Genomic DNA, 19,357 nt, shown 5'->3' with positions numbered 1-19,357 from the left:
AGCGCAACGGCTCTCAGATCTTCCACTTTTCCATGAGCTTTTCGGGACGCAGCGTGTCGTAGTGCTCGAAAGGCTGGTGGATCCAGGGGTTGGTCGGCAGGTAGTCCACCGAGTAGTCAGGCGTGAACGCGGACAGGCCCTTGGTCCAGATCACGGCGCTGCGCAGCTCGGTGATCGGCGGATAGTTGGTCTTGAGCATGGCGATCACGGCATTCAGCGTGTGGCCCGAATCGGCCAGGTCATCGACCAGCAGCACGCGGCCGGCAATCTCGCCCTTGGGCGTGGTGATGAAGCGCGCGATGTCCAGATGGCCCTGCACCGTACCGGCCTCGGCGCGGTAGGAGCTGGTGGACATGATGGCCAGCGGCTTGTCGAAGATGCGGCTGAGCATGTCACCGGGGCGCAGGCCGCCACGGGCCAGGCAGAGAATGGTGTCGAATTCCCAGCCGGACTGGTGCACTTTGATCGCGAGCTTTTCGATCAGTCCGTGGTATTCGTCGTAGCTCACATACAGGTGTTGACCGTCTTCCGTCAGCATGGAATGGCTCCTGGTTCAATCTTGGGGTTCAAACGCCAGCAGTTCACTGGGCGGCGTAGGGGTTTTGCATCAGGATGGTGTGATCCCGGTCGGGGCTGGTCGAAACCATGGCGATGGGCACGCCCGTCACTTCCTCGATGCGCTCCAGATAGCGGCGGGCATTGGCCGGCAGCTTGTCGTAGTCGGTCACGCCCACGGTGGAATCGGTCCAGCCGGGGATGGATTCATAGATGGGCTTGCAGCGGGCGATCTCGTCGGCGCCCATGGGCAGCAGGTCGATCTTTTCGCCGTCCAGCTCGTAGCCCACGCACAGCAGCAGTTCCTGCAGGCCGTCGAGCACGTCGAGCTTGGTGATGCACAGGCCCGACAGGCCGTTGACCTGGGCGCTGCGCTTGAGCAGCGCGGCGTCGAACCAGCCGCAGCGGCGCGAGCGGCCGGTGGTCACGCCCTTTTCGGCGCCCACGGTGCTCATGTGCCAGCCTGGCGTGCCTTCCTTTTCCCAATCCAGTTCGGTGGGGAAAGGACCGCCGCCCACGCGGGTGCAGTAGGCCTTGGTGATGCCCAGGATGTAGTGCAGCATGCCGGGGCCCACGCCGGAACCGGCAGCCGCATTGCCGGCGACGCAGTTGGACGAGGTGACATAGGGATAGGTGCCGTGGTCCACGTCCAGCAGCGTGCCCTGCGCGCCTTCGAACAGCAGGTTGGCGCCTTCGGCGTGCGCGGCGTTCAGCTCGCGCGAGACGTCGGCCATCATGGGCAAAAGCTGCTCGGCATGGCGCATGGCTTCTTCGTACACGGCGTCGAACTGGACTTCGCCATCCTTGATGTACGGCTTGAGCGCGTCACCGAAGGTGAAGTTCTTCGAGCCCAGCACGTTGACCAGGATGTGGTTGTGCAGGGCCAGCAGTTCGCGCAGCTTGGTGGCGAAGCGCTCGGGGTACTTGAGGTCCTGCACGCGCAGTGCGCGGCGGGCAATCTTGTCTTCGTAGGCGGGGCCGATGCCACGGCCGGTGGTGCCGATCTTCTCGGTGCCGCCCTGCTCGCGCGCCGCTTCGCGCGCCACGTCCAGCGCCGAGTGGAAGGGCAGGATCAGCGGGCAGGCTTCGGACACCCGCAGGCGGTCGCGCACTTGCACGCCGGCCTTCTCCAGGCCTTCGATTTCCTCGAACAGCTTGGCGGCCGACAGCACCACGCCGTTGCCGATATAGCACTTCACGCCGGGGCGCATGATGCCGCTGGGAATCAGGTGCAGCGCGGTCTTCACACCATTGATGACCAGCGTGTGGCCCGCATTGTGGCCACCCTGGAAGCGGACCACGCCCTGGGCGCTTTCGGTCAGCCAGTCCACCAGCTTGCCCTTGCCTTCGTCACCCCACTGGGTGCCGACCACGACCACGTTGCGACCTTTGGTAGCTTTCATATTCAAATCCGATGAAATCCGAAGAAATTGACAAATGCGTCAGATGGCTTGCACGGCCCACTGCCCGGCAACCTGCACGAGCTCACGGTCGCAGTGGAACTCGTCCACTTCGCTTTCATGGCCTGGCAGCACGCAGACCACGGTCTCGCCCTGCCGGCGCAATGCCGCGATGGCGGCTGCCACCTGGGGATCGTCGCCCCAGGGCGCACGGATGGCAGCCTTGAGCGGGCGCTCGGGCACAACGGCCACGAGCTGCTTGATGTCCAGGCTGAAGCCGGCGGCGGGCCGGTTGCGGCCGAAGACCGCGCCCACCTCGTCATAACGGCCGCCGCGCACCAGCGCGTCGCTGGCACCCGGAACATAGATGGCGAAGCGCGTGCCGCTGTAGTAGGCATAGCCGCGCAGATCGGCCAGATCAAAGCTCACGTTCACGCCTTCCAGGCGCTGGGCCAGCCAGCGCAGCTGGTCCAGCAGAGGCTGCACGCCTGCCGTGCGCGCCAGCAGCGTCTCGGCGCGGTCCAGCACCTCGATGCCGCCGTACAGCTGCAACAAGGCCATCAGGCCTTCGCGCGAGGCGACGGGGAAGTCCCGGGTGAGGCGCTCGAGTTCGCTCGCATCCTTGGCGGCCAGCGCGGCATGCACGCCGCGCAGCACCTGCATGTCCACCATCACGCCAGCCAGCAGGCTGCGCACGATGCGCACATCGGCCAGATCGACGTTGATGTCGGTGACGCCCGCGCTGCGCAGGCAGTCCAGCGCCAGGTGCAGTGCCTCCAGATCGGCTTCCATGCCCTGGTGGCCGTAGATTTCGGCACCGAACTGCAGCGGCTCGCGCGTGGCGCGGGGACGATCAGGGCGGGCATGGACGACGGGGCCGCAGTAGCACAGGCGCGTGAGGCCCTTGCGGTTGAGCAGATGGGCGTCGATGCGAGCCACCTGCTGCGTGGTATCGGCACGCAGGCCCATGGTGCGGCCCGTCAGCTGGTCGATGAGCTTGCAGGTCTGCAGGTCCAGCGCCTCCCCTGTGCCGGTGAGCAGGGATTCGAGGTACTCCAGCATGGGCGGCATGACCAGTTCATAGCCATAGCCACGTGCGGTATCGAGCAAGCCTCGACGCAATTCTTCGATGTGCCGGGCCTCGGAAGGCAAGACATCGGCGATGTGATCCGGCAGGACCCAAGCAGACATGGAAAAAGGGGGAGGCTGTTAAAAACGTGATTCTACCGGCTGTTGCGGGCCAGCCCAAATTGGGGGTGTCCCAAGGCCCGCGAGGAGCGTTCGGTATTCCGAATCGATTCGGTGTGCGGGCGCCAGCGGCAGCGCAAGAAAAAACGGCGCCCCAACAGGGGCGCCGTGCATGGGCCGGGCGGCGTTGCCGCTCAGGCGTTCTTACTTTCCAGAGCTGCCGCCGTTGCGGTAGGCCTTGAAGAAGTCGGTCTGCGAAGGATCGAGCACAAGCACGTCGCTCTTCTTGGCAAAGCTGGACTTGTAGGCCTCCAGGCTGCGGTAGAACTGCGCGAACTGCGGGTCCTTGCCAAAGGCGTCGGCATAGGTGCGGGCGGCTTCCGCGTCGCCCTCGCCCTTGAGCTTCTGGGCATCGCGGTAGGCGTTGGCGATGGTGATCTCGCGCTGGCGATCGGCCTCGGCGCGGATCTTCTCGCCTTCGGCGGCGCCGGTGGAGCGCAGCTCGTTGGCCACGCGCTTGCGTTCGGCCTCCATGCGGCGATAGACCGATTCCGTGATGGTCTCGGCATAGTCCACGCGCGTGATGCGCACATCGACCACGTCCACGCCCCAGGGCTTGGCGCCGCGCACGGTCTCCAGCACTTCGCGCTTGACGTCGTTCATCAGCGCGTCGCGCTTGCTGGACAGAAGCTCGCGCACGGTGCGGCGGTTGATTTCCTCCTGGAAGGCGTTGCGCACCACGCGGTTGAGCTGCATGGCACCGGCCGACTCATCCAGGCCCACGTTGCGGATGTACTCCGACGGATCGGAGATGCGCCAGCGCACGTACCAGTCGATGACCACGCGCTGCTTTTCGGCAGTGAGCATGGGCTCGGTGTCGGTGCTGTCCAGTGTGAGCAGGCGCTTGTCGATGTAGCGCACGTTCTGGAACGGCGGCGGCATCTTGATGTTCAGGCCCGGCTCGGTGATCACTTCCTTGATCTGACCCAGGGCATAGACCACGCCGAACTGGCGCTGATCGACGACGAACAGCATGGAGCTGAGCAGCGCCAGCGCCAGAAGAATGCTGGTGATGAAAAATCCAACTCGGTTCACTTGGGCTGCTCCTCAGCGTGCTTCGCGGTCACGGCTGCGACTGCTGTCGCGGCTGCGCGCATCGTTCGAAAGGCCGGGAATGGCGGCAGGCGCAGGCGCCTGGGTGCTGGGGGCAGCCGAGCCATCGGCTGCCGGCACATTGCCGCTCACGCCTTGCATGATCTTGTCCAGCGGCACGTACAGCAGGTTGGAGCCCTGGCGCGATTCCACCAGCACCTTGGTCACGTTGCCGTAGATCTGCTGCATGGTTTCCAGATACATGCGGTCGCGTGTGACCTGGGGCGCCTTCTGGTACTCGGTGAACACCGAGCTGAAGCGCTGCGCATCACCCTGGGCCTGGGCCACGATGCGGGCCTTGTAGCCATTGGCCTCTTCCAGCAGACGTGCCGCCGAGCCGGCTGCGCGGGGCACCACGTCGTTGGCATAGGCCTGGGCCTCGTTCTTGGCGCGCTCGCGCTCCTGGCCGGCACGCAGCACGTCGTCGAAGGCGGCCTGCACCTGCTCGGGCGGACGCACGCCGCCTTGCTGCAGGTTGATGCCCACGACTTCCACGCCCACCTTGTAGCGGTCCAGGATGGTCTGCATCAGGTCGCGCACGCGCGGCGCGATCTGGTCTCGCTCCTCGGCCAGCGCCGTGTCCATCTTCATCTTGCCGACGACTTCGCGCACGGCGGTCTCGGCGGCCTGGACCACGGCCTCGGACGGGTTCTTGCTCTCGAACAGCCAGGCACGCGCGTCACTCAGACGGTACTGGACGGCGAACTTGATCTCGACGATGTTCTCGTCCTCGGTGAGCATGGCCGACTCGCGCAGGCCCGTGCTCTTGATGATGGTGTCGCGCCCCACGTCGGCCGAGCGGATCTGCGTCACGAACACCAGTTCATGGCGCTGGATCGGGTACGGCAGGCGCCAGTTGATGCCGGCACCCACCGTGCTCTTGTACTTGCCGAACTGGGTGATGACGGCCTGCTGGCCTTCCTGGACGATGAAGATGCCCGTGCCCATCCAGATGATGAAGGCAATGCCGGCAATCAGGCCCACGCCCATGCCGGCACTGCGCATGTCCGGCGGCTGGCTGCCACCGCCATTGCGCACGGGCGGCTGCCCGCGGCCACCGCCCGGCTTGCCGCCGAACAGGCCCGAAAGCTTGCGGTTGAGGTCACGCCACAGCTCGTCCAGATCCGGCGGCTGGCCACCCCCACCCGAGGAGGGACGGTTGTCACGGCTGTCGCGGTTGTCGCGTGCGGGTTCCGCAGGCGGCGGCGCAGCGGGACGGTCGGCATCGGGGCACGAGGCATCGTCGTTCTTGTCGTCGCCACGTCCCCAGCGCGGATCATTCAGGTTGAACATCCCGCGAAGGCGCTGCGGCAGCATCGCCCAGCGATGGGCGCGTTGTGAAAGATTCATGCGAGAAGTCTCGGTTTCTTCGGTAAAGACAGGGACCCAATCGGCATTTTGCCCAATCAGGGCGCTAGCCCCTAGTATTCGGCGTCCTGCCCAGGGGGCATCGCGCCATCCACCTCCCCTTCGCCCCGCTCTTCACCACCATGCGCTTCGGCGTATTCCGCTTCTGCGCGCAGTGCGTGGTCGGCCAGCAGCTGCCGCAGCTGCGGCAGCCCCTCACCGGAGCGGGCGCTGACAAACACCCGTGAAACAGGTAGCCCGTCAAGCTCGTACTGGTCCTGCAACTGCGCTGGAAGCCGCTCTTCATCGACGGCATCGAGCTTGTTGAAAACCAGTACCAGAGGCACCTCCTGGGCACCGATTTCCTTCAGAACTTTCTGGACTTGTTGGATTTGTTCCGGGAAATTCGGATTGGAGGCGTCAACCACATGCAGCAGAAGATCGGCATCGATCGCCTCCTGCAACGTGGCCTGGAATGCATCGACCAGCCCGTGCGGCAGATCGCGGATGAAGCCCACGGTGTCCGACAGGGACACCGATTGCCGGGCCTCGTTCAAATACAGCTGGCGCGTGGTCGTGTCCAGCGTGGCGAACAACTGGTCGGCCGCATAGGCCCGCGCCTTCACCAGCGCGTTGAACAGCGTGGATTTGCCGGCATTGGTGTAGCCGACCAGCGAGATGTTGAAGATGCCATGGCGCTCGCGCCGGCGGCGCTGCGTGGCGCGTTGCTTCTTGACCTTCAGCAGCCGTTCCTTGGTGCGCTTGATCGATTCGTCGATCATGCGGCGATCCAGCTCGATCTGCTTTTCACCAGGGCCGCCGCGCCCGCCGATGCCGCCCATCTGGCGCTCCAGGTGGGTCCAGCGGCGCACGAGGCGCGTGGCCACGTATTGCAGGCGCGCCAGCTCCACCTGCAGCTTGCCTTCATGGCTGCGGGCGCGCTGGGCGAAGATCTCCAGGATCAACAGGGTGCGGTCGTTGACCGGCATCTGCAGATGGCGCTCCAGATTGCGCTGCTGGGCCGGGCTCAGGGCCTGGTCGAACAGCACTTCCTGGGCACCGTGCATCTGGGCGAGCATGCGGATTTCGTCGGCCTTGCCGCTGCCCACGAACAGCGCCGCATCGGGCACCTTGCGCTTGCAGGTCAGGCGTGCAACGGGACGCAGGCCGGCCGTGCCGGCCAGCAGGCCCAGCTCTTCCAACTCGCCATCGAAATGGGGAAAGCCGAAATCCACGCCCACCAGCAGCACTGGCGTTGGCGTGGACCGGTCAAAAGATTCAGAACTCAAGAAAAACCTCTCCCGAAGGGTGAGGAAGCTCCCCGGCTGTGCGGGGAGGCATCAGGGCGCAGCGAGCTCAAGCGCTGGCGTCGCTGCCGGCAGCTTCGGCCGTGGAGAAGTTCACGGCGCGGCCGGGAACAATGGTGGAGATGGCGTGCTTGTAAACCATCTGGGTGACGGTGTTGCGAAGCAGAACCACGTACTGGTCGAAGGATTCGATCTGGCCTTGCAGCTTGATGCCGTTGACGAGGTAGATGGACACCGGCACATGTTCGCGGCGCAGCGCGTTCAGGAACGGGTCTTGGAGGAGTTGGCCTTTGTTGCTCACGATATTCTCCGTGTTCGAAGAGTGTTGTTGTAAACCGACACCTTACCACAGTGTTTTGGGCCCCCTGTCTGCACAAGGGTTTTCCCCAAATTCCGTGGCTTGTTATTTGTCCTTGTCGGCGAAAGGATTATGAGAGGTTTTCAACTCGATCCGCAACGGCGTGCCGACCAAATTGAATTCCTTTCGGAACCGCCCCTCGAGGAAGCGCTTGTAGGCCTCCGTCACATGCTCGAGCGAATTGCCGTGTATGACGATGACCGGCGGGTTCATGCCGCCCTGGTGCGCGTAACGCATCTTGGGTCGGTAGATGCCTGTCTTCTTGGGCGTCTGGAACTGCACGGCCTCCATCAGCAGGCGCGTGAGCACCGGCGTGGGCATCTTGCAGGTGGCTGCCTTGTGCGCCTGGATGATGGAGTTCCACAGCGGACCCAGGCCCTGGCGCTTCTCGGCCGAGATGAAGTGCATGGGAGCGAACTTCAGGAAGGACAGGCGCGTCTCGATCGAGCGCTCCAGCATCTGGCGCTGGTAGTCGTCCACCGCATCCCATTTGTTCACGGCCAGCACCACGGCGCGGCCGCTTTCCAGCACGTAGCCGGCAATGTGCGCATCCTGATCGGTCACGCCCTGCGTGGCATCGATGAGCAGCAGCACGACGTTGGCGCTCTCGATGGCCTGCAGCGTCTTGACGACGGAGAACTTCTCGATGGCCTCGAACACCCGCCCCTTGCGGCGCAGGCCTGCCGTGTCGATGAGTTCGAACTTCTGGCCGGCGCGCTCGAAGGGCACGGAGATGGCATCGCGCGTGGTGCCCGGCATGTCGAAGGCGACCAGTCGCTCCTCGCCCAGCCAGGTGTTGATCAGCGTGGACTTGCCGACGTTGGGGCGGCCGGCCACGGTGAGGCGGATGGGCTTCTGGGCCACATCGTCGAAGGGGTCGTCTTCCTCGGGTTCGGGCAGGTTGAGCTGGCCCAGGGCCAGGTCGACCAGGCCGCGCACACCCTGTCCGTGCGCGGCGGAAACCGGCAGCACTTCGCCCAGGCCCAGTTCGTAGAACTCGGTCAGCTGCACGCCTTCCTTCATGCCCTCGGCCTTGTTGGCCACGAGCACGCAGGGCTTGCCCAGGCGGCGCAGGTACTTGGCGATGTCATGGTCCTGGGCAGACATGCCCAGGCGCGCATCGACGACGAAGACCACGACGTCGGCCTCGGCCACGGCCTGCTGCGTCTGGCGCGCCATCTCCTTGAAGATGCCGCTGGATGCATCAGGCTCGAAGCCGCCGGTGTCGATCACGATGTATTCGTGCTTGCCCTGGCGGCCCTGTCCATAGTGGCGGTCACGCGTGAGGCCCGCGAAATCCGCGACGATTGCATCCCTCGACTTGGTCAGCCGATTGAACAGCGTCGATTTGCCCACATTGGGTCGCCCTACCAGGGCAATAACTGGCTTCATTCCCGAAAATACCTATCAATCCGGCCGGAAGCCGTACACAGTTCCGCTGCGGCTTACCACCACCAGCGTATTGGCAGCCGATACCGGGGGCGAGGCCACACCGGAGTCGTCCGTCTTCAATCGTGCCAGCGCCTGTCCGTCCGTCTTGGACAGCAGGTGCACCACACCATAGTCATCACCAAACACCACCGAACGGCCCAGCATCAACGGCGCCGTCAGGCGGCGGTGCTGCAACTGGTCGATGGACCACACGCGCGAGCCGTCGCCGCGGCGCCAGGCCTGGACGGTGCCATTGCTTTCGGCGCCGAACACGGTCTCGCCATCGCCGTCGATGCCGTCGGCACCCTTGGACGGCTGGGTCCAGCGCACCGATGCATTTTGCGTATCCACACAGCCCACGGCAGCCTGGAAGGCGCGCGCGCAGACGCTGTCGCCGACACGGCTGACGCGGCCGACGAGGTCCACCAGGCGCTCCACGTCATTGGTGCCGCGCGGGCTGGCCAGCGGGGCCTCCCAGCGCACGGCACCCGTGTCGGGATCGATGCCCACCATGCGGCCCGACAGGCCGGCCACCAGGGTGTTGCCCACGGCGATCAGAACGCCGGGCTGGCGCAGCACCAGCGGTTCGCCAGGGCGCTGCGCGGTCCACAGCTTGCGGCCATTGGCGGCATCGAATGCGGCCAGCGAGCGGTCGGCCGCCAGCACGAAGACGCGGCCGCCCGCCACCAGCGGCGGCGTGTAGGCGGCTGCGGGCAGCGGCTGCTTCCACAACTGCTTGCCTTGCGAGTAGACGATGACCTGGTTGCTGCGCGTGAGCACGGCCTGGCGCTGGGCGTCGCCACCCACGCCGGCAGTCAGCGGCTCGCCAACGGTGAAGCGCGACAGCTGGCTGCCATTGCGCGCATCGAGGGCCGTGACGCTGCCGTCCTTGGCCGCGATCAGCAGCGTGTCACCCTGCACATGGATGTCGGTGGCCAGCGGCACTTCGGCGCCCAGCTTGGCCGTCCAGGCCTGGTGCACTGCCAGCAGGCCGGGGTTGGCCCCCAGTTCCTTGGGCTTGGGCTTGGTGTCGCTGCTGAACCACGAGGAGACCGTGGAGCAGCCGCCCAGGGCACCGGCCAGCAGGCCCAGAGCCATCCAGCGCGCAACGCCACGCGGGCGCGAGATTGCCATCAGTTGATCTGCCGAAGTTTTCAAGGTTGCTTCTCCGAGGTCGAAGTCTTGGCCTGTGCCAGCACGGTGGGCGTGGCGCCCAGGGCGTTGAGCTTGAATTCGATCAGGCGTCCGTAGTCCACGCCCTTGTCCAGGAGCGCATGGGCGCGCTGGTAGGCGTCGATGGCCTCGGCCGTCTTGCCCTGGGCCGCAAGAATGTCACCGCGGCGGTCGGCCACGATGCCGGCGAAGGATTCGGGCATGCTGCCATCCAGCGCCTTCAGGGCTTCGTCGTACTGCTTTTGCTGCTCCAGCACGGCGCTCAGGCGCAGCTTGGCCAGGGCCTTGTAGCCTTCGTCGCCCTTGTCGGCCACCCAGGTCAGGGCTGCCTTGGCATCATCGAGCCTGCCTTCGTCCACTGCAGCCTTGGCCAGCAGCAGGCCGGCCTGGGCTGCCTGCGTGGTGCCGGCGTACTTGTCCTTGAGATCGGCAAAGGCCTGGCCGGCGCGCGCCGCATCCTTGCCTGACAGCGCCACATCGACGGCATGCGCCAGAGCGGCAGCCTGGGTGGCCTGGCGCTTTTCCCAGTACTGGTAGCCATTCCAGCCGGCAAAGCCGACAAAGATGACCACGAGCACACCCGTGATCAACGTGCCCCAGGTATTCCAGAAATGCTTGAGCTGCTCTATCTGCTCTTGTTCTTCGAGATCGAAATGGTTTGCCATGAATCGCCTGTGTCGCCTTGTGTATGGAGGACGCCGCTGGAGCGGTGGCCTGGAAAGCTGCGGATGACGGTCAAACCGCCGATTGTAGGGTGGCAGCCCATTGGGCCGCATCGGCCAGGGCTTGCTGCACCTGCTGGCCCGTGCCGTCGCGCAGCGACTTGACGGTGACCAGGCCCTGCTGCAGCTCGTCGGAGCCGAAGATCAATGCGAAATGCGCGCCACTGGCGTCGGCCTTCTTGAACTGCGACTTCATGCTGCCCAGGCCTTCGGCGCTGGCCGCATGCATCTGCACGCGCACGCCGGCCTCGCGCAGCTGCTGCAGGGTGCACAGGGCCACGGGCATGGCCGACACGTCGGGAACGATGGCGTAGGCATGCAGCGTGGGCGCGGGGATGTCGGCGCCCAGCTCCTTGACGAGCTCCAGCACGCGCTCCACCCCCAGCGCCCAGCCCACGGCCGGCGCGCTCTTGCCGCCCACCTGCTCGATCAGGTAGTCGTAGCGGCCGCCGGCGCAGATGGTGCCCTGCGCGCCCAGCATGTCGGTGATGAACTCGAACACCGTGAGGTTGTAGTAGTCCAGGCCGCGCACCAGGCGCGGATTCACGGTCCAGGGCACGCCATTGGCGTCCAGGATGGCCTTGAGTCCGTCGAAGTGGGCCAGCGAGCCCTCGCCCAGGAAGTCCAGCAGGCGCGGCGCGCCGTTGACCATGGCCTGCATGGCGGGATTCTTGGTGTCCAGCACGCGCAGCGGGTTGCTGTACATGCGGCGCCTGGCCTCCTCGTCCATCACGTCCTGGTGCTGCTCCAGGTAGGCGATCAGGGCCTGGCGGTGGGCCTGGCGCTCCTCGGGCTGGCCCAGGCTGTTGATTTCCAGGCGCCACTGCGTCAGGCCCAGCTGCTTCCACAGGGAGACGGCCAGCAAAATGAGCTCGGCATCGACATCGGGGCCGGCAAAGCCCAGGGCCTCGGCTCCGATCTGGTGGAACTGGCGGTAGCGGCCGCGCTGCGGGCGCTCGTGGCGGAACATGGGCCCCATGTACCACATGCGCTTGCCGCCGTCGTACAGCAGGTTGTTTTCGATGGTGGCGCGCACCAGGCTCGCCGTGCCTTCTGGGCGCAGCGTCAGGCGCTCGCCATTGAGCTTGTCCTCGAAGGAGTACATCTCCTTTTCGACGATGTCCGTCACCTCGCCGATGCCGCGCACGAACAGTTGCGTGTGCTCGACGATGGGCGTGCGCACGTTGCGGTAGGCAAAGCGCGCCATCAGCTCGCGCACCTGCGCCTCCAGCCATTCCCAGCGAGCGGACTCGGCGGGAAGAATGTCGTTCATGCCTTTGACGGCGGAGAGTTTTTCGGGTTTGGCCACGTTGTTCTCGTTCGATGAATGCTCGGAAACAGGAGCGGACCCCGCCTTTTGCGCTCCATGCTCCCACGCGCATCCCGCGTGAGACCCCATGAAACAAAGCGTGGTGTGCTATCTATTTTGCAATAACTGCAATGCCTGGCGTAGCCGCTCAGGCGGGTGCGGCAGCGGTGGTGCCATAGGTGCGCGCCACATAGTCTTCGACCAGGGTCTGGAATTCCTCGGCAATGCGCTCGCCGCGCAGCGTCAACGCCTTCTCGCCGTCAATGTAGACGGGGGCAGCGGGCGCCTCGCCCGTCCCGGGCAGGCTGATGCCGATGTTGGCGTGCTTGCTCTCGCCAGGGCCGTTGACGATGCAGCCCATCACGGCCACCTTCATGGCCTCGACGCCGGGGTACTTCATGCGCCACAGCGGCATCTGGCCGCGCAGGTAGTCGTCGATGCGCTTGGCCAGCTCCTGGAAGGTGGTGCTGGTGGTGCGGCCGCAGCCAGGGCAGGCCGTGACGCTGGGCACGAAAACGCGCAGGCCCAGGGCCTGCAGGATTTCGGAGGCAACCACCACTTCCTGCGTGCGCGCCTCACCGGGCTGGGGCGTGAGCGAGACGCGGATGGTGTCGCCAATGCCTTCCTGCAGCAGCACGGACAGCGCGGCGGCCGAGGCCACCGTGCCCTTGGTGCCCATGCCGGCCTCGGTCAGGCCCAGGTGCAGCGCATAGTCGCAGCGCTGCGCAAGGGCCCGGTAGACCGAGATCAGGTCCTGCACGCCGCTGACCTTGCACGACAGGATGATGTTGTCGCCGTTCAGCCCCATGGACTCGGCCAGGCGCGCGGAATCGACGGCCGAGGAGATCAGCGCCTCGAACATGACCTGGCGCGTATCCCAGGGCTGGGCGCGGCGCGAGTTCTCGTCCATCAGGCGCGCCATCAGCTCCTGGTCCAGCGAACCCCAGTTGACCCCGATGCGCACGGCCTTGTCGTAGCGGGCTGCCGCCTCGATCATCTGGCCGAACTGCCTGTCCTTTTTCTCGCCCTTGCCGACGTTGCCGGGGTTGATGCGGTACTTGGACAGCGCCTCGGCGCAGGCCGGGTATTCGGTGAGGAGGCGGTGGCCGTTGTAGTGGAAGTCGCCCACCAGCGGCACGTACTCGCCCATGCGGTCGAGCTGCTCGCGGATGTAGGGCACGGCAGCGGCTGCCTCGGGCGTGTTGACGGTGATGCGCACCATCTCCGAGCCGGCCTGGGCCAGCTGGCGCACCTGTATGGCCGTCTCGACCGCGTCCACCGTATCGGTGTTGGTCATGGACTGCACGCGCACAGGCGCATCGCCGCCCACGGTGACGACATTGTTGCGCCAGACCACGCGGGCCTGGCGGGACTTGCGCGGCAGCGGCGAGGCAATCGCTATCGGCTGCTGCGTGGATAGGAAATCTTGCACGGTCACTTCACCTCAAAGCGGGCCACGTTGTCACGGGTGGTCTTGGCCACTTCCAGCAGCTCACCACGGACGCGCACTTCGGTGCCGCTGGCATTGCCGACGATGACAGACAGCGGCAGCGCACCTTCGGCGCCAACCGACTCACCTGCAGCCAGCGTCTTTTGCAGCACCACGCGGCCGTTGGCATCCTTGACCTGCACCCACGATTGTGCGCTGGCCTTCATGACCAGCACGCCACCAGGCGTTTGCGCGGCCTGGGTTGCAGGAGTCGCCGCTGCGGCATCGGCGGGCACATCGCCAGGCACGCCAGCTGCGGGAGCCGCTGCTGCAGGCGCCTGGACGGCTGGCGTGGCTGCAGGCGCTGCAGGTGCTGCAGGCGCCGCCCCTTCGGAGGCTGGCGCCGTCACTGCGGGCGCCACAGGCTCCTGGGCAGCCACGGGCTCGGACACGGTTGCGGCCGGCGACACCAGGGCAGCGGCGTCGGAAGAGCCGGCCTGCGGCTCCTCGGCATCGCCTTCGTGCTTGGGCAGGAAGTACACGGCGGCGGCGGCCGCCAGCAGCAGCAGCACGATGATGGCGACCTTGCGCGAACCGTTTTCGCGGCCCAGCGGTGTTCCGGTGGCCTTGAAGGAGCGCTCCTTGAACGTGGCATTGATGCTGCCGCGATCATCGGCCAGGCTCTTGAGCTGGGTGCGCGGCAGCAGGGCCAGCACCGAGGCCGAGTCCACGCGCAGCGTGCGGCAGACGCTTTGTGCCAGGGCCCGCATGAAGACATGGTCCTGGAAGGCGGCATAGTCATCCGCCTCCAGGGCCTCCAGCTTGGGGGCCGGCACCTTGAGCGCCGCCGCCAGTCCGGCCAGCGACAGGCCTGCCGCCTCGCGCGCCTGGCGCAGCAGCGTGCCCGCCGTCATGGAAGTTTTGGCGTTCTCGCCTTGCGTACCTGCTTCGTCATGCACCGCCAACACCTCACTCATTGAATGCTCCACGCTCGTAGGCCAGCCATTGGCGGGACTCCGGGAAGCGCTGGTGCAGCTGGTCGGCCAGCTGCCGCATCGCTGCAGATTGCTGCAGCGCCCTCTCTATCTTGATGCCCAGCCACAGGCTTTCCGCGTTGGACTGGGGGCTGCTGTTGAGGCGGCGGATGTAGAACTGCGCCCTCTTGGCGTCGCCCCCCTGCAGCATCACATTGCTCAGGTGATAGGCTATCACCGGGTTGGCGGCGTCGAGTTCATAGCCCTTGAGCAGCGCCTGCTGGGCCTCGACCAGCAGACCGGCCTGCTGCAGGCACAGGCCCTTGGCCATCCATGTCTTGGGACGCTCCAGGTAGCCGGGCTGGGCCAGTGCCTTGTCCAGCCATTCCTGGGCCTGCACATACTGCTTGCGCTGGCACAGCAGCCATCCGTAGTTGTGCTGCAGGTCACCGTCCTGGGGGCGCAGCGACATGGCCTTGCGCAGGCTGGCATCGGCCTGGTCCCAGTCCTGGTTGCGCATGTAGATCAGGGCCAGCAGTCCATAGCCATCGGCGGAACCGGGGTCGGAGGCCAGCGCCTGGTTTACCTCTTCCAGGGCCACATCGATGCGGCCGGCCTGGAAGTAGGAAGCCGCCAGCTCCAGGCGAATGGCCGCGCGGCGACGGGGATCGACCTCGGCGGCCGAGGCCATCGAGGCATTGGAGACGGACGAAGCATTGCCGGAGCCTGAATTCGCCGAAGGCACCAAAGGTTGCTTGCCGGCGCAGCCGGCCAAGGCAAGGACCAGCACCGGCACTGCCCAGCGCATGCATCCACCGATACCCCCCGATCGCAGCCGCCGAGCCACTGACTTCATGAACTGTCCCTTTGTTCCGTAGGTCCTCTCAAGGCATCTGCTTGAGAACAATGGTGCGCTGCTTTGCCATGCGCTCGGCAGCGCGCGTGCGGTCCTTGACATCGCCAGCCAGCTGTCCGCAGGCTGCGTCGATGTCGTCGCCACGTGTCTTGCGCACCGTGGTCACAATGCCGGCATTGCTCAGCAGGCTGGCGAACTCCGTCACCCGCGCTGCAGGTGAACGCAGCAGGCCCGAGGCCGGGAAGGGGTTGAACGGAATCAGGTTGAACTTGCACCAGCTGCGGCCGTCGCCACGTGCGCGGACCAACTCTATCAGTTGGCGCGCATGCTCGGGCTGATCATTGACGCCATCGAGCATGCAATATTCGAACGTGATGAAATCGCGCGGCGCGAACTCCAGGTAGCGCTCGCAGGCATCGAGCAGCTCGTGGATGGGGTACTTGCGGTTCAGCGGCACCAGCGGGTCGCGCAGCTCGTCGTTGGGCGCATGCAGCGACACGGCCATGGCCACGGCGCAGTCCTGCGACAGCCTGTCGATCATCGGGACCACGCCCGAGGTGGACACGGTCACGCGGCGGCGCGAGAGGCCGTAGCCATGGTCATCCAGCATCACGCGCAGCGCCGGCACCAGGGCCGTGTAGTTCTGCAGCGGCTCGCCCATGCCCATCATCACCACGTTGGAGATGACGCGCTCGCTGCCCGTGCCCAGGCGCTTGCGCAGCGCATGCTCGGCATACCAGAGCTGGGCCAGGATCTCGCCCGTGCTGAGGTTGCGGCTGAAGCCCTGGTGACCCGTGGAGCAGAAGCGGCAGCCCACGGCACAGCCGGCCTGGGACGACACGCACAGCGTGCCCCGGTCATCTTCGGGAATGAAAACGGATTCGACGGCATTGCCGCCCCCCACGTCGAACAGCCACTTGACCGTTCCATCGGCAGACACATGCTCGGTCAGAACCGGCAGGGCCGTGATGTGGGCACGCGCCTTGAGCTTTTCGCGCAGGGACTTGGCCAGATCGCTCATCTGGTCGAAATCGCTGGCGCCTCGCTGGTGGATCCAGCGGAACAGCTGCGTTGCGCGGAAACGCTTCTCGCCGAGCTGTTCGCAATAAGCGGCCAGTCCGTCGAGATCAAAATCTAGCAAATTGGTATTCATGTCGGCAGGCCGGTGCCACGCCGCTCTCGGCTCTTCCGCGGCAGGCATGGCCTGCACCGGACAGACCATGACGGCCGCGGAAGACGCGGGGATCAGCGCGAGTAGACGTTCATGCCGGGGAAGAAGAATGCCACTTCCACGGCTGCAGTTTCAGCGGCGTCAGAGCCGTGCACGGCGTTGGCGTCGATGCTGTCGGCGAAGTCGGCGCGGATCGTGCCCTTCTCAGCCTTCTTGGGGTCGGTGGCGCCCATCAGTTCACGGTTCTTCAGGATGGCGTTCTCGCCTTCCAGGGCCTGGATCATCACGGGGCCGGAGATCATGAAGTCCACCAGGTCCTTGAAGAAGGGACGCTCCTTGTGGACGCCGTAGAACTGCTCGGCTTCGCCGCGCGACAGGTGCACCATCTTGGCGGCGATGACCTTCAGGCCGGCGGCCTCGAAGCGAGCGTAGATCTGGCCGATCACGTTCTTGGCAACGGCGTCGGGCTTGATGATGGAAAGAGTGCGTTCGATGGCCATTTGAATGGTTCCTAATCAGGGTTACTATGGATTTTTGTCAATTGGACAAAACCGTTGATTCTAGCTGTGCCATCAAAGTCCTTGATGACATGGTGCTGCCAAAGGGGAGGCTGACCGCCGTATTTCAGCGGCGCCCTCCCGGCTTGCGCTTGGCGTTCTGGCGTGCACGCGACAGGCTGTCGGAGCCGATGTAGCCCACCGATGTACGCATCGGATCGGGCTGCTGGCTGCCACCTGTCTTGCCCCGCCCGCCTGCACCGCCCTGCCCTCTGCCCTGGCCGCCGTCCGCCTTGCCACCCTTGGCAGCGGGCTTGGCACGCGGGCCGTCCAGCATGGCATTGGGTGCCGGGCGATTGCCGTCGAAATAGCGGCCGCCGCCTTCGCGGCGGACGGTGTTGCGGTCGGCCGGGCCACCACGGCGGCCTCCGGCCGCGGGCTTGGGTGCAGCAGGCGCACGCGCCTGCATGCCTGCCGCGGAGGCCAGGGACTGGATGTCGGCCTGGTCCAGCTCCACCCAGGCGCCGCGCTTGAGGCCGCGCGGAAGCACCATGGCGCCATAGCGGATGCGGATCAGCCGGCTCACGGCATGGCCCACCGCCTCGAACATGCGGCGCACTTCGCGGTTGCGGCCTTCGGAAATGGTCACGCGGTACCAGCAGTTGGCGCCTTCGCCGCCGCCATCCTCGATGGAGCCGAAGGCGGCCACGCCGTCTTCCAGCTGCACGCCATCGGTCAGGCGCTGCTTTTCTTCCTTGCTGAGCGCGCCCAGCACGCGGGCCGCGTACTCGCGCTCCAGGCCGAAGCGCGGGTGCATCAGGGAGTTGGCCAGCTCGCCCGAGCTGGTGAACAGCAGCAGGCCTTCGGTGTTCAGGTCCAGGCGGCCAACGGACTGCCATTTGCCATGCTGCAGGCGCGGCAGCTTGCGGAACACCGTGGGGCGGTTCTGGGGGTCGTCGTGCGTGACGACTTCGCCCACGGGCTTGTGATAGGCGATGACACGCGCCGGCGGCGGATCGATGCGAAAGCGGATGGGCTGGCCGTTGACCTTGATCTGGTCGCCGAACTGGATGCGCTGGCCCACGTGGGCAGGCTCGTTGTTGACCGAGATGCGGCCTTCAAGAATGAGCTGCTCCATTTCAAGGCGCGATCCCAGCCCGGCCTGGGCCAGCACCTTGTGCAGCTTGGGCGAATCGACCTGGGGCAGCAGCACGCGCTTGGCAGGCGCGGCATCGTCGCGCTCTTCGGCGGCGTCGAGCTCGCCCGAGATGACGTCCGCAAAACCGTAGCCTTCGGCAGACCCTGAGTCGCTTGACTCTGATGCATCAGCCGTCACCAGCTCCTGCTCGGTGTCTTCGGCAGGCACCGCCTCGGCGGCCGGACGCGGCTTGCGCGCAGGCCTGGCGCCAGGCCGGGACTCGGCCTTGGGAGCGCGCGAGCGCGCGGGGCGGGCCTTGCGCTGTGCGCCAGCCTCGTCGGACGCCGGCTGGGCGTCCTGGTCCTTGGAGATATCACTACCCGTCATGGCTTTCCTTCTTCGGCCTGCAGTGCAGCGCCGTCCGTATCCGTTGTGTCTGTCGTATCCGCGGTGTCCGCTTTTTCCGCTGTGTCTGCGGTCTGCGCAGCTTCTGCGGCACTCGCGGCCTCTGTCCCATCCGGTGTCTCAGCCTCGCCCGAGGGCGCCTCTGGCAAGAGAGCGGCAAGGGCGTCGTCCTCACCGTCCTCGACCAGCTCCGTCTCATCGGCCTGCAACGGCACCTGATCCAGCAATTCCTCGCCCACGTCCTGCGCGCCGATGACTGGCGGCACTTCGTCGGGACCCCAGCCTTCGGTCGGCGGGGCGTCACCGGCTGGCGCACTCTCTTGCACCTCAGGCTCGCCCGACTCCTCCAGCGCCTTGAACAGGCTTTGCTGGGATTCAGGCTCCTCAAGCATGGGCAACTGGTCCAGCGACTGCAGGCCCAGGTCGTCCAGAAACTGGCGCGTGGTGGCAAACAAAGAGGGCCGGCCCACGGTTTCCCGGTGGCCAATCACCTCGATCCAGCCCCGGTCTTCCAGTTGCTTGATCAGCAGGCTGTTGACCGTCACACCGCGTATGTCCTCGATATCACCGCGCGTCACCGGCTGACGGTAGGCGATGATGGCCAGCGTCTCCAGGGTCGCACGGGTGTAGCGTGGCGGCTTTTCAGGATGCAGCCGGTCCAGGTACACCCGCATCTCGGGCCGGCTCTGGAAGCGCCACCCGGACGCCACCTGTACCAGCTCCACGCCCTTTTGCGCCCAGTCCTTCTGCAGGTCCAGCAGCAGGTCCTTCAGCGTGTCGGAGCCCAGCACGTCATCGAACAGCGAGCGCAGCTCACGCAGCGTGACAGGCTGCGGCGCGCAGATCAATGCAGTTTCCAGGACCCGCTTGGCATCTACCGTATTCATGGCTCAGCGTCTCGGGAACAAAGGCGCGCGTGCCACCAGGGGTGGCAGCCAGGGTGCG

At 65.9% G+C, this 19,357-nt stretch carries 18 protein-coding genes; all 18 read right to left on the bottom strand.

Translation table 11 applies throughout. From position 1 onward, the window contains the following. Positions 1-13: 13 nt before the first annotated feature. Complete coding sequence (locus tag ACF8LI_RS06965; protein WP_012206807.1) at positions 14-538, bottom strand: phosphoribosyltransferase; 525 nt, start codon at positions 536-538, stop codon at positions 14-16. 43 nt (positions 539-581) lie between these two features. Continuing rightward, entirely contained in the window at positions 582-1,958 is a 1,377-nt protein-coding gene (locus tag ACF8LI_RS06960) for an adenylosuccinate synthase (protein WP_016451293.1), read from the bottom strand. 39 nt (positions 1,959-1,997) lie between these two features. Continuing rightward, positions 1,998-3,146, bottom strand: coding sequence for an ATP phosphoribosyltransferase regulatory subunit (locus tag ACF8LI_RS06955; RefSeq protein WP_209671919.1), 1,149 nt, complete (start codon positions 3,144-3,146; stop codon positions 1,998-2,000). A 201-nt stretch (positions 3,147-3,347) separates the two neighbouring features. Continuing rightward, positions 3,348-4,238 (bottom strand): protease modulator HflC, encoded by an 891-nt coding sequence (gene hflC, locus ACF8LI_RS06950; protein ID WP_016447552.1) that lies wholly within the window; start codon positions 4,236-4,238, stop codon positions 3,348-3,350. Between the two features lie 12 nt (positions 4,239-4,250). Next, positions 4,251-5,645 (bottom strand): FtsH protease activity modulator HflK, encoded by a 1,395-nt coding sequence (gene hflK, locus ACF8LI_RS06945; protein ID WP_392414698.1) that lies wholly within the window; start codon positions 5,643-5,645, stop codon positions 4,251-4,253. Between the two features lie 71 nt (positions 5,646-5,716). After that, positions 5,717-6,931, bottom strand: coding sequence for a GTPase HflX (gene hflX / locus ACF8LI_RS06940; protein ID WP_016447554.1), 1,215 nt, complete (start codon positions 6,929-6,931; stop codon positions 5,717-5,719). 67 nt (positions 6,932-6,998) lie between these two features. Then, positions 6,999-7,250 carry an RNA chaperone Hfq gene (hfq, locus tag ACF8LI_RS06935; protein WP_012206813.1) on the bottom strand — a complete coding sequence of 84 codons (252 nt, stop codon included), beginning with the start codon at positions 7,248-7,250 and terminating at the stop codon, positions 6,999-7,001. Positions 7,251-7,352: 102 nt separating this feature from the next. Then, entirely contained in the window at positions 7,353-8,699 is a 1,347-nt protein-coding gene (der, locus tag ACF8LI_RS06930) for a ribosome biogenesis GTPase Der (protein ID WP_016447555.1), read from the bottom strand. Positions 8,700-8,714: 15 nt separating this feature from the next. Then, complete coding sequence (gene bamB / locus ACF8LI_RS06925) at positions 8,715-9,872, bottom strand: outer membrane protein assembly factor BamB (protein ID WP_016447556.1); 1,158 nt, start codon at positions 9,870-9,872, stop codon at positions 8,715-8,717. Positions 9,873-9,892: 20 nt separating this feature from the next. Further along, positions 9,893-10,576, bottom strand: coding sequence for a tetratricopeptide repeat protein (locus tag ACF8LI_RS06920; RefSeq protein WP_016447557.1), 684 nt, complete (start codon positions 10,574-10,576; stop codon positions 9,893-9,895). 70 nt (positions 10,577-10,646) lie between these two features. After that, the gene (hisS, locus tag ACF8LI_RS06915; RefSeq protein ID WP_392414769.1) at positions 10,647-11,906 is read right to left on the bottom strand and encodes a histidine--tRNA ligase; all 1,260 of its coding nucleotides are present in this window, start codon (positions 11,904-11,906) and stop codon (positions 10,647-10,649) included. A 184-nt stretch (positions 11,907-12,090) separates the two neighbouring features. Then, positions 12,091-13,374 (bottom strand): flavodoxin-dependent (E)-4-hydroxy-3-methylbut-2-enyl-diphosphate synthase, encoded by a 1,284-nt coding sequence (ispG, locus tag ACF8LI_RS06910; RefSeq protein WP_047472013.1) that lies wholly within the window; start codon positions 13,372-13,374, stop codon positions 12,091-12,093. A 2-nt stretch (positions 13,375-13,376) separates the two neighbouring features. Then, positions 13,377-14,348 carry a RodZ domain-containing protein gene (locus tag ACF8LI_RS06905; protein ID WP_047472010.1) on the bottom strand — a complete coding sequence of 324 codons (972 nt, stop codon included), beginning with the start codon at positions 14,346-14,348 and terminating at the stop codon, positions 13,377-13,379. Next, positions 14,341-15,153 (bottom strand): type IV pilus biogenesis/stability protein PilW, encoded by an 813-nt coding sequence (gene pilW, locus ACF8LI_RS06900; RefSeq protein ID WP_074920963.1) that lies wholly within the window; start codon positions 15,151-15,153, stop codon positions 14,341-14,343. The genes ACF8LI_RS06905 and pilW overlap by 8 nt, the downstream gene beginning before the upstream one ends. A gap of 76 nt (positions 15,154-15,229) precedes the next feature. Next, positions 15,230-16,354, bottom strand: a complete 1,125-nt coding sequence (gene rlmN, locus ACF8LI_RS06895) for a 23S rRNA (adenine(2503)-C(2))-methyltransferase RlmN (protein WP_392414699.1) — start codon at positions 16,352-16,354, stop codon at positions 15,230-15,232. A 92-nt stretch (positions 16,355-16,446) separates the two neighbouring features. Next, complete coding sequence (gene ndk / locus ACF8LI_RS06890) at positions 16,447-16,872, bottom strand: nucleoside-diphosphate kinase (RefSeq protein ID WP_016447563.1); 426 nt, start codon at positions 16,870-16,872, stop codon at positions 16,447-16,449. Positions 16,873-16,996: 124 nt separating this feature from the next. Continuing rightward, on the bottom strand, positions 16,997-18,394 hold the full coding sequence (locus tag ACF8LI_RS06885) for a pseudouridine synthase (protein ID WP_392414700.1): 1,398 nt from the start codon (positions 18,392-18,394) through the stop codon (positions 16,997-16,999). Then, a complete protein-coding gene (scpB, locus tag ACF8LI_RS06880; protein WP_392414701.1) occupies positions 18,391-19,299 on the bottom strand; it encodes an SMC-Scp complex subunit ScpB in 909 nt (302 codons plus the stop codon). The genes ACF8LI_RS06885 and scpB overlap by 4 nt, the downstream gene beginning before the upstream one ends. Positions 19,300-19,357 lie beyond the last annotated feature (58 nt).

It is taken from the genome of Delftia sp. WSY_12, assembly GCF_043104645.1.
In the GTDB taxonomy this organism is placed as follows: Bacteria; Pseudomonadota; Gammaproteobacteria; order Burkholderiales; family Burkholderiaceae_C; genus Comamonas; species Comamonas tsuruhatensis.
The sequence above is the reverse complement of the archived record's forward strand: the minus strand, read 5'-3'. Positions and strand labels throughout refer to the sequence as shown.

What these genes read in the sequence shown, in the direction of transcription:
- rlmN (WP_392414699.1), bottom strand. Translation starts at nt 16,354, where the DNA reads ATGAATACCAATTTGCTAGATTTTGATCTCGACGGACTGGCCGCTTAT.
- scpB (WP_392414701.1), bottom strand. Translation starts at nt 19,299, where the DNA reads ATGAATACGGTAGATGCCAAGCGGGTCCTGGAAACTGCATTGATCTGC.
- hisS (WP_392414769.1), bottom strand. Translation starts at nt 11,906, where the DNA reads ATGAACGACATTCTTCCCGCCGAGTCCGCTCGCTGGGAATGGCTGGAG.
- ACF8LI_RS06955 (WP_209671919.1), bottom strand. Translation starts at nt 3,146, where the DNA reads ATGTCTGCTTGGGTCCTGCCGGATCACATCGCCGATGTCTTGCCTTCC.
- pilW (WP_074920963.1), bottom strand. Translation starts at nt 15,153, where the DNA reads ATGCGCTGGGCAGTGCCGGTGCTGGTCCTTGCCTTGGCCGGCTGCGCC.
- ndk (WP_016447563.1), bottom strand. Translation starts at nt 16,872, where the DNA reads ATGGCCATCGAACGCACTCTTTCCATCATCAAGCCCGACGCCGTTGCC.
- ACF8LI_RS06920 (WP_016447557.1), bottom strand. Translation starts at nt 10,576, where the DNA reads ATGGCAAACCATTTCGATCTCGAAGAACAAGAGCAGATAGAGCAGCTC.
- ACF8LI_RS06965 (WP_012206807.1), bottom strand. Translation starts at nt 538, where the DNA reads ATGCTGACGGAAGACGGTCAACACCTGTATGTGAGCTACGACGAATAC.
- ACF8LI_RS06885 (WP_392414700.1), bottom strand. Translation starts at nt 18,394, where the DNA reads ATGACGGGTAGTGATATCTCCAAGGACCAGGACGCCCAGCCGGCGTCC.
- ACF8LI_RS06905 (WP_047472010.1), bottom strand. Translation starts at nt 14,348, where the DNA reads ATGAGTGAGGTGTTGGCGGTGCATGACGAAGCAGGTACGCAAGGCGAG.
- der (WP_016447555.1), bottom strand. Translation starts at nt 8,699, where the DNA reads ATGAAGCCAGTTATTGCCCTGGTAGGGCGACCCAATGTGGGCAAATCG.
- bamB (WP_016447556.1), bottom strand. Translation starts at nt 9,872, where the DNA reads ATGGCAATCTCGCGCCCGCGTGGCGTTGCGCGCTGGATGGCTCTGGGC.
- hflK (WP_392414698.1), bottom strand. Translation starts at nt 5,645, where the DNA reads ATGAATCTTTCACAACGCGCCCATCGCTGGGCGATGCTGCCGCAGCGC.
- ACF8LI_RS06960 (WP_016451293.1), bottom strand. Translation starts at nt 1,958, where the DNA reads ATGAAAGCTACCAAAGGTCGCAACGTGGTCGTGGTCGGCACCCAGTGG.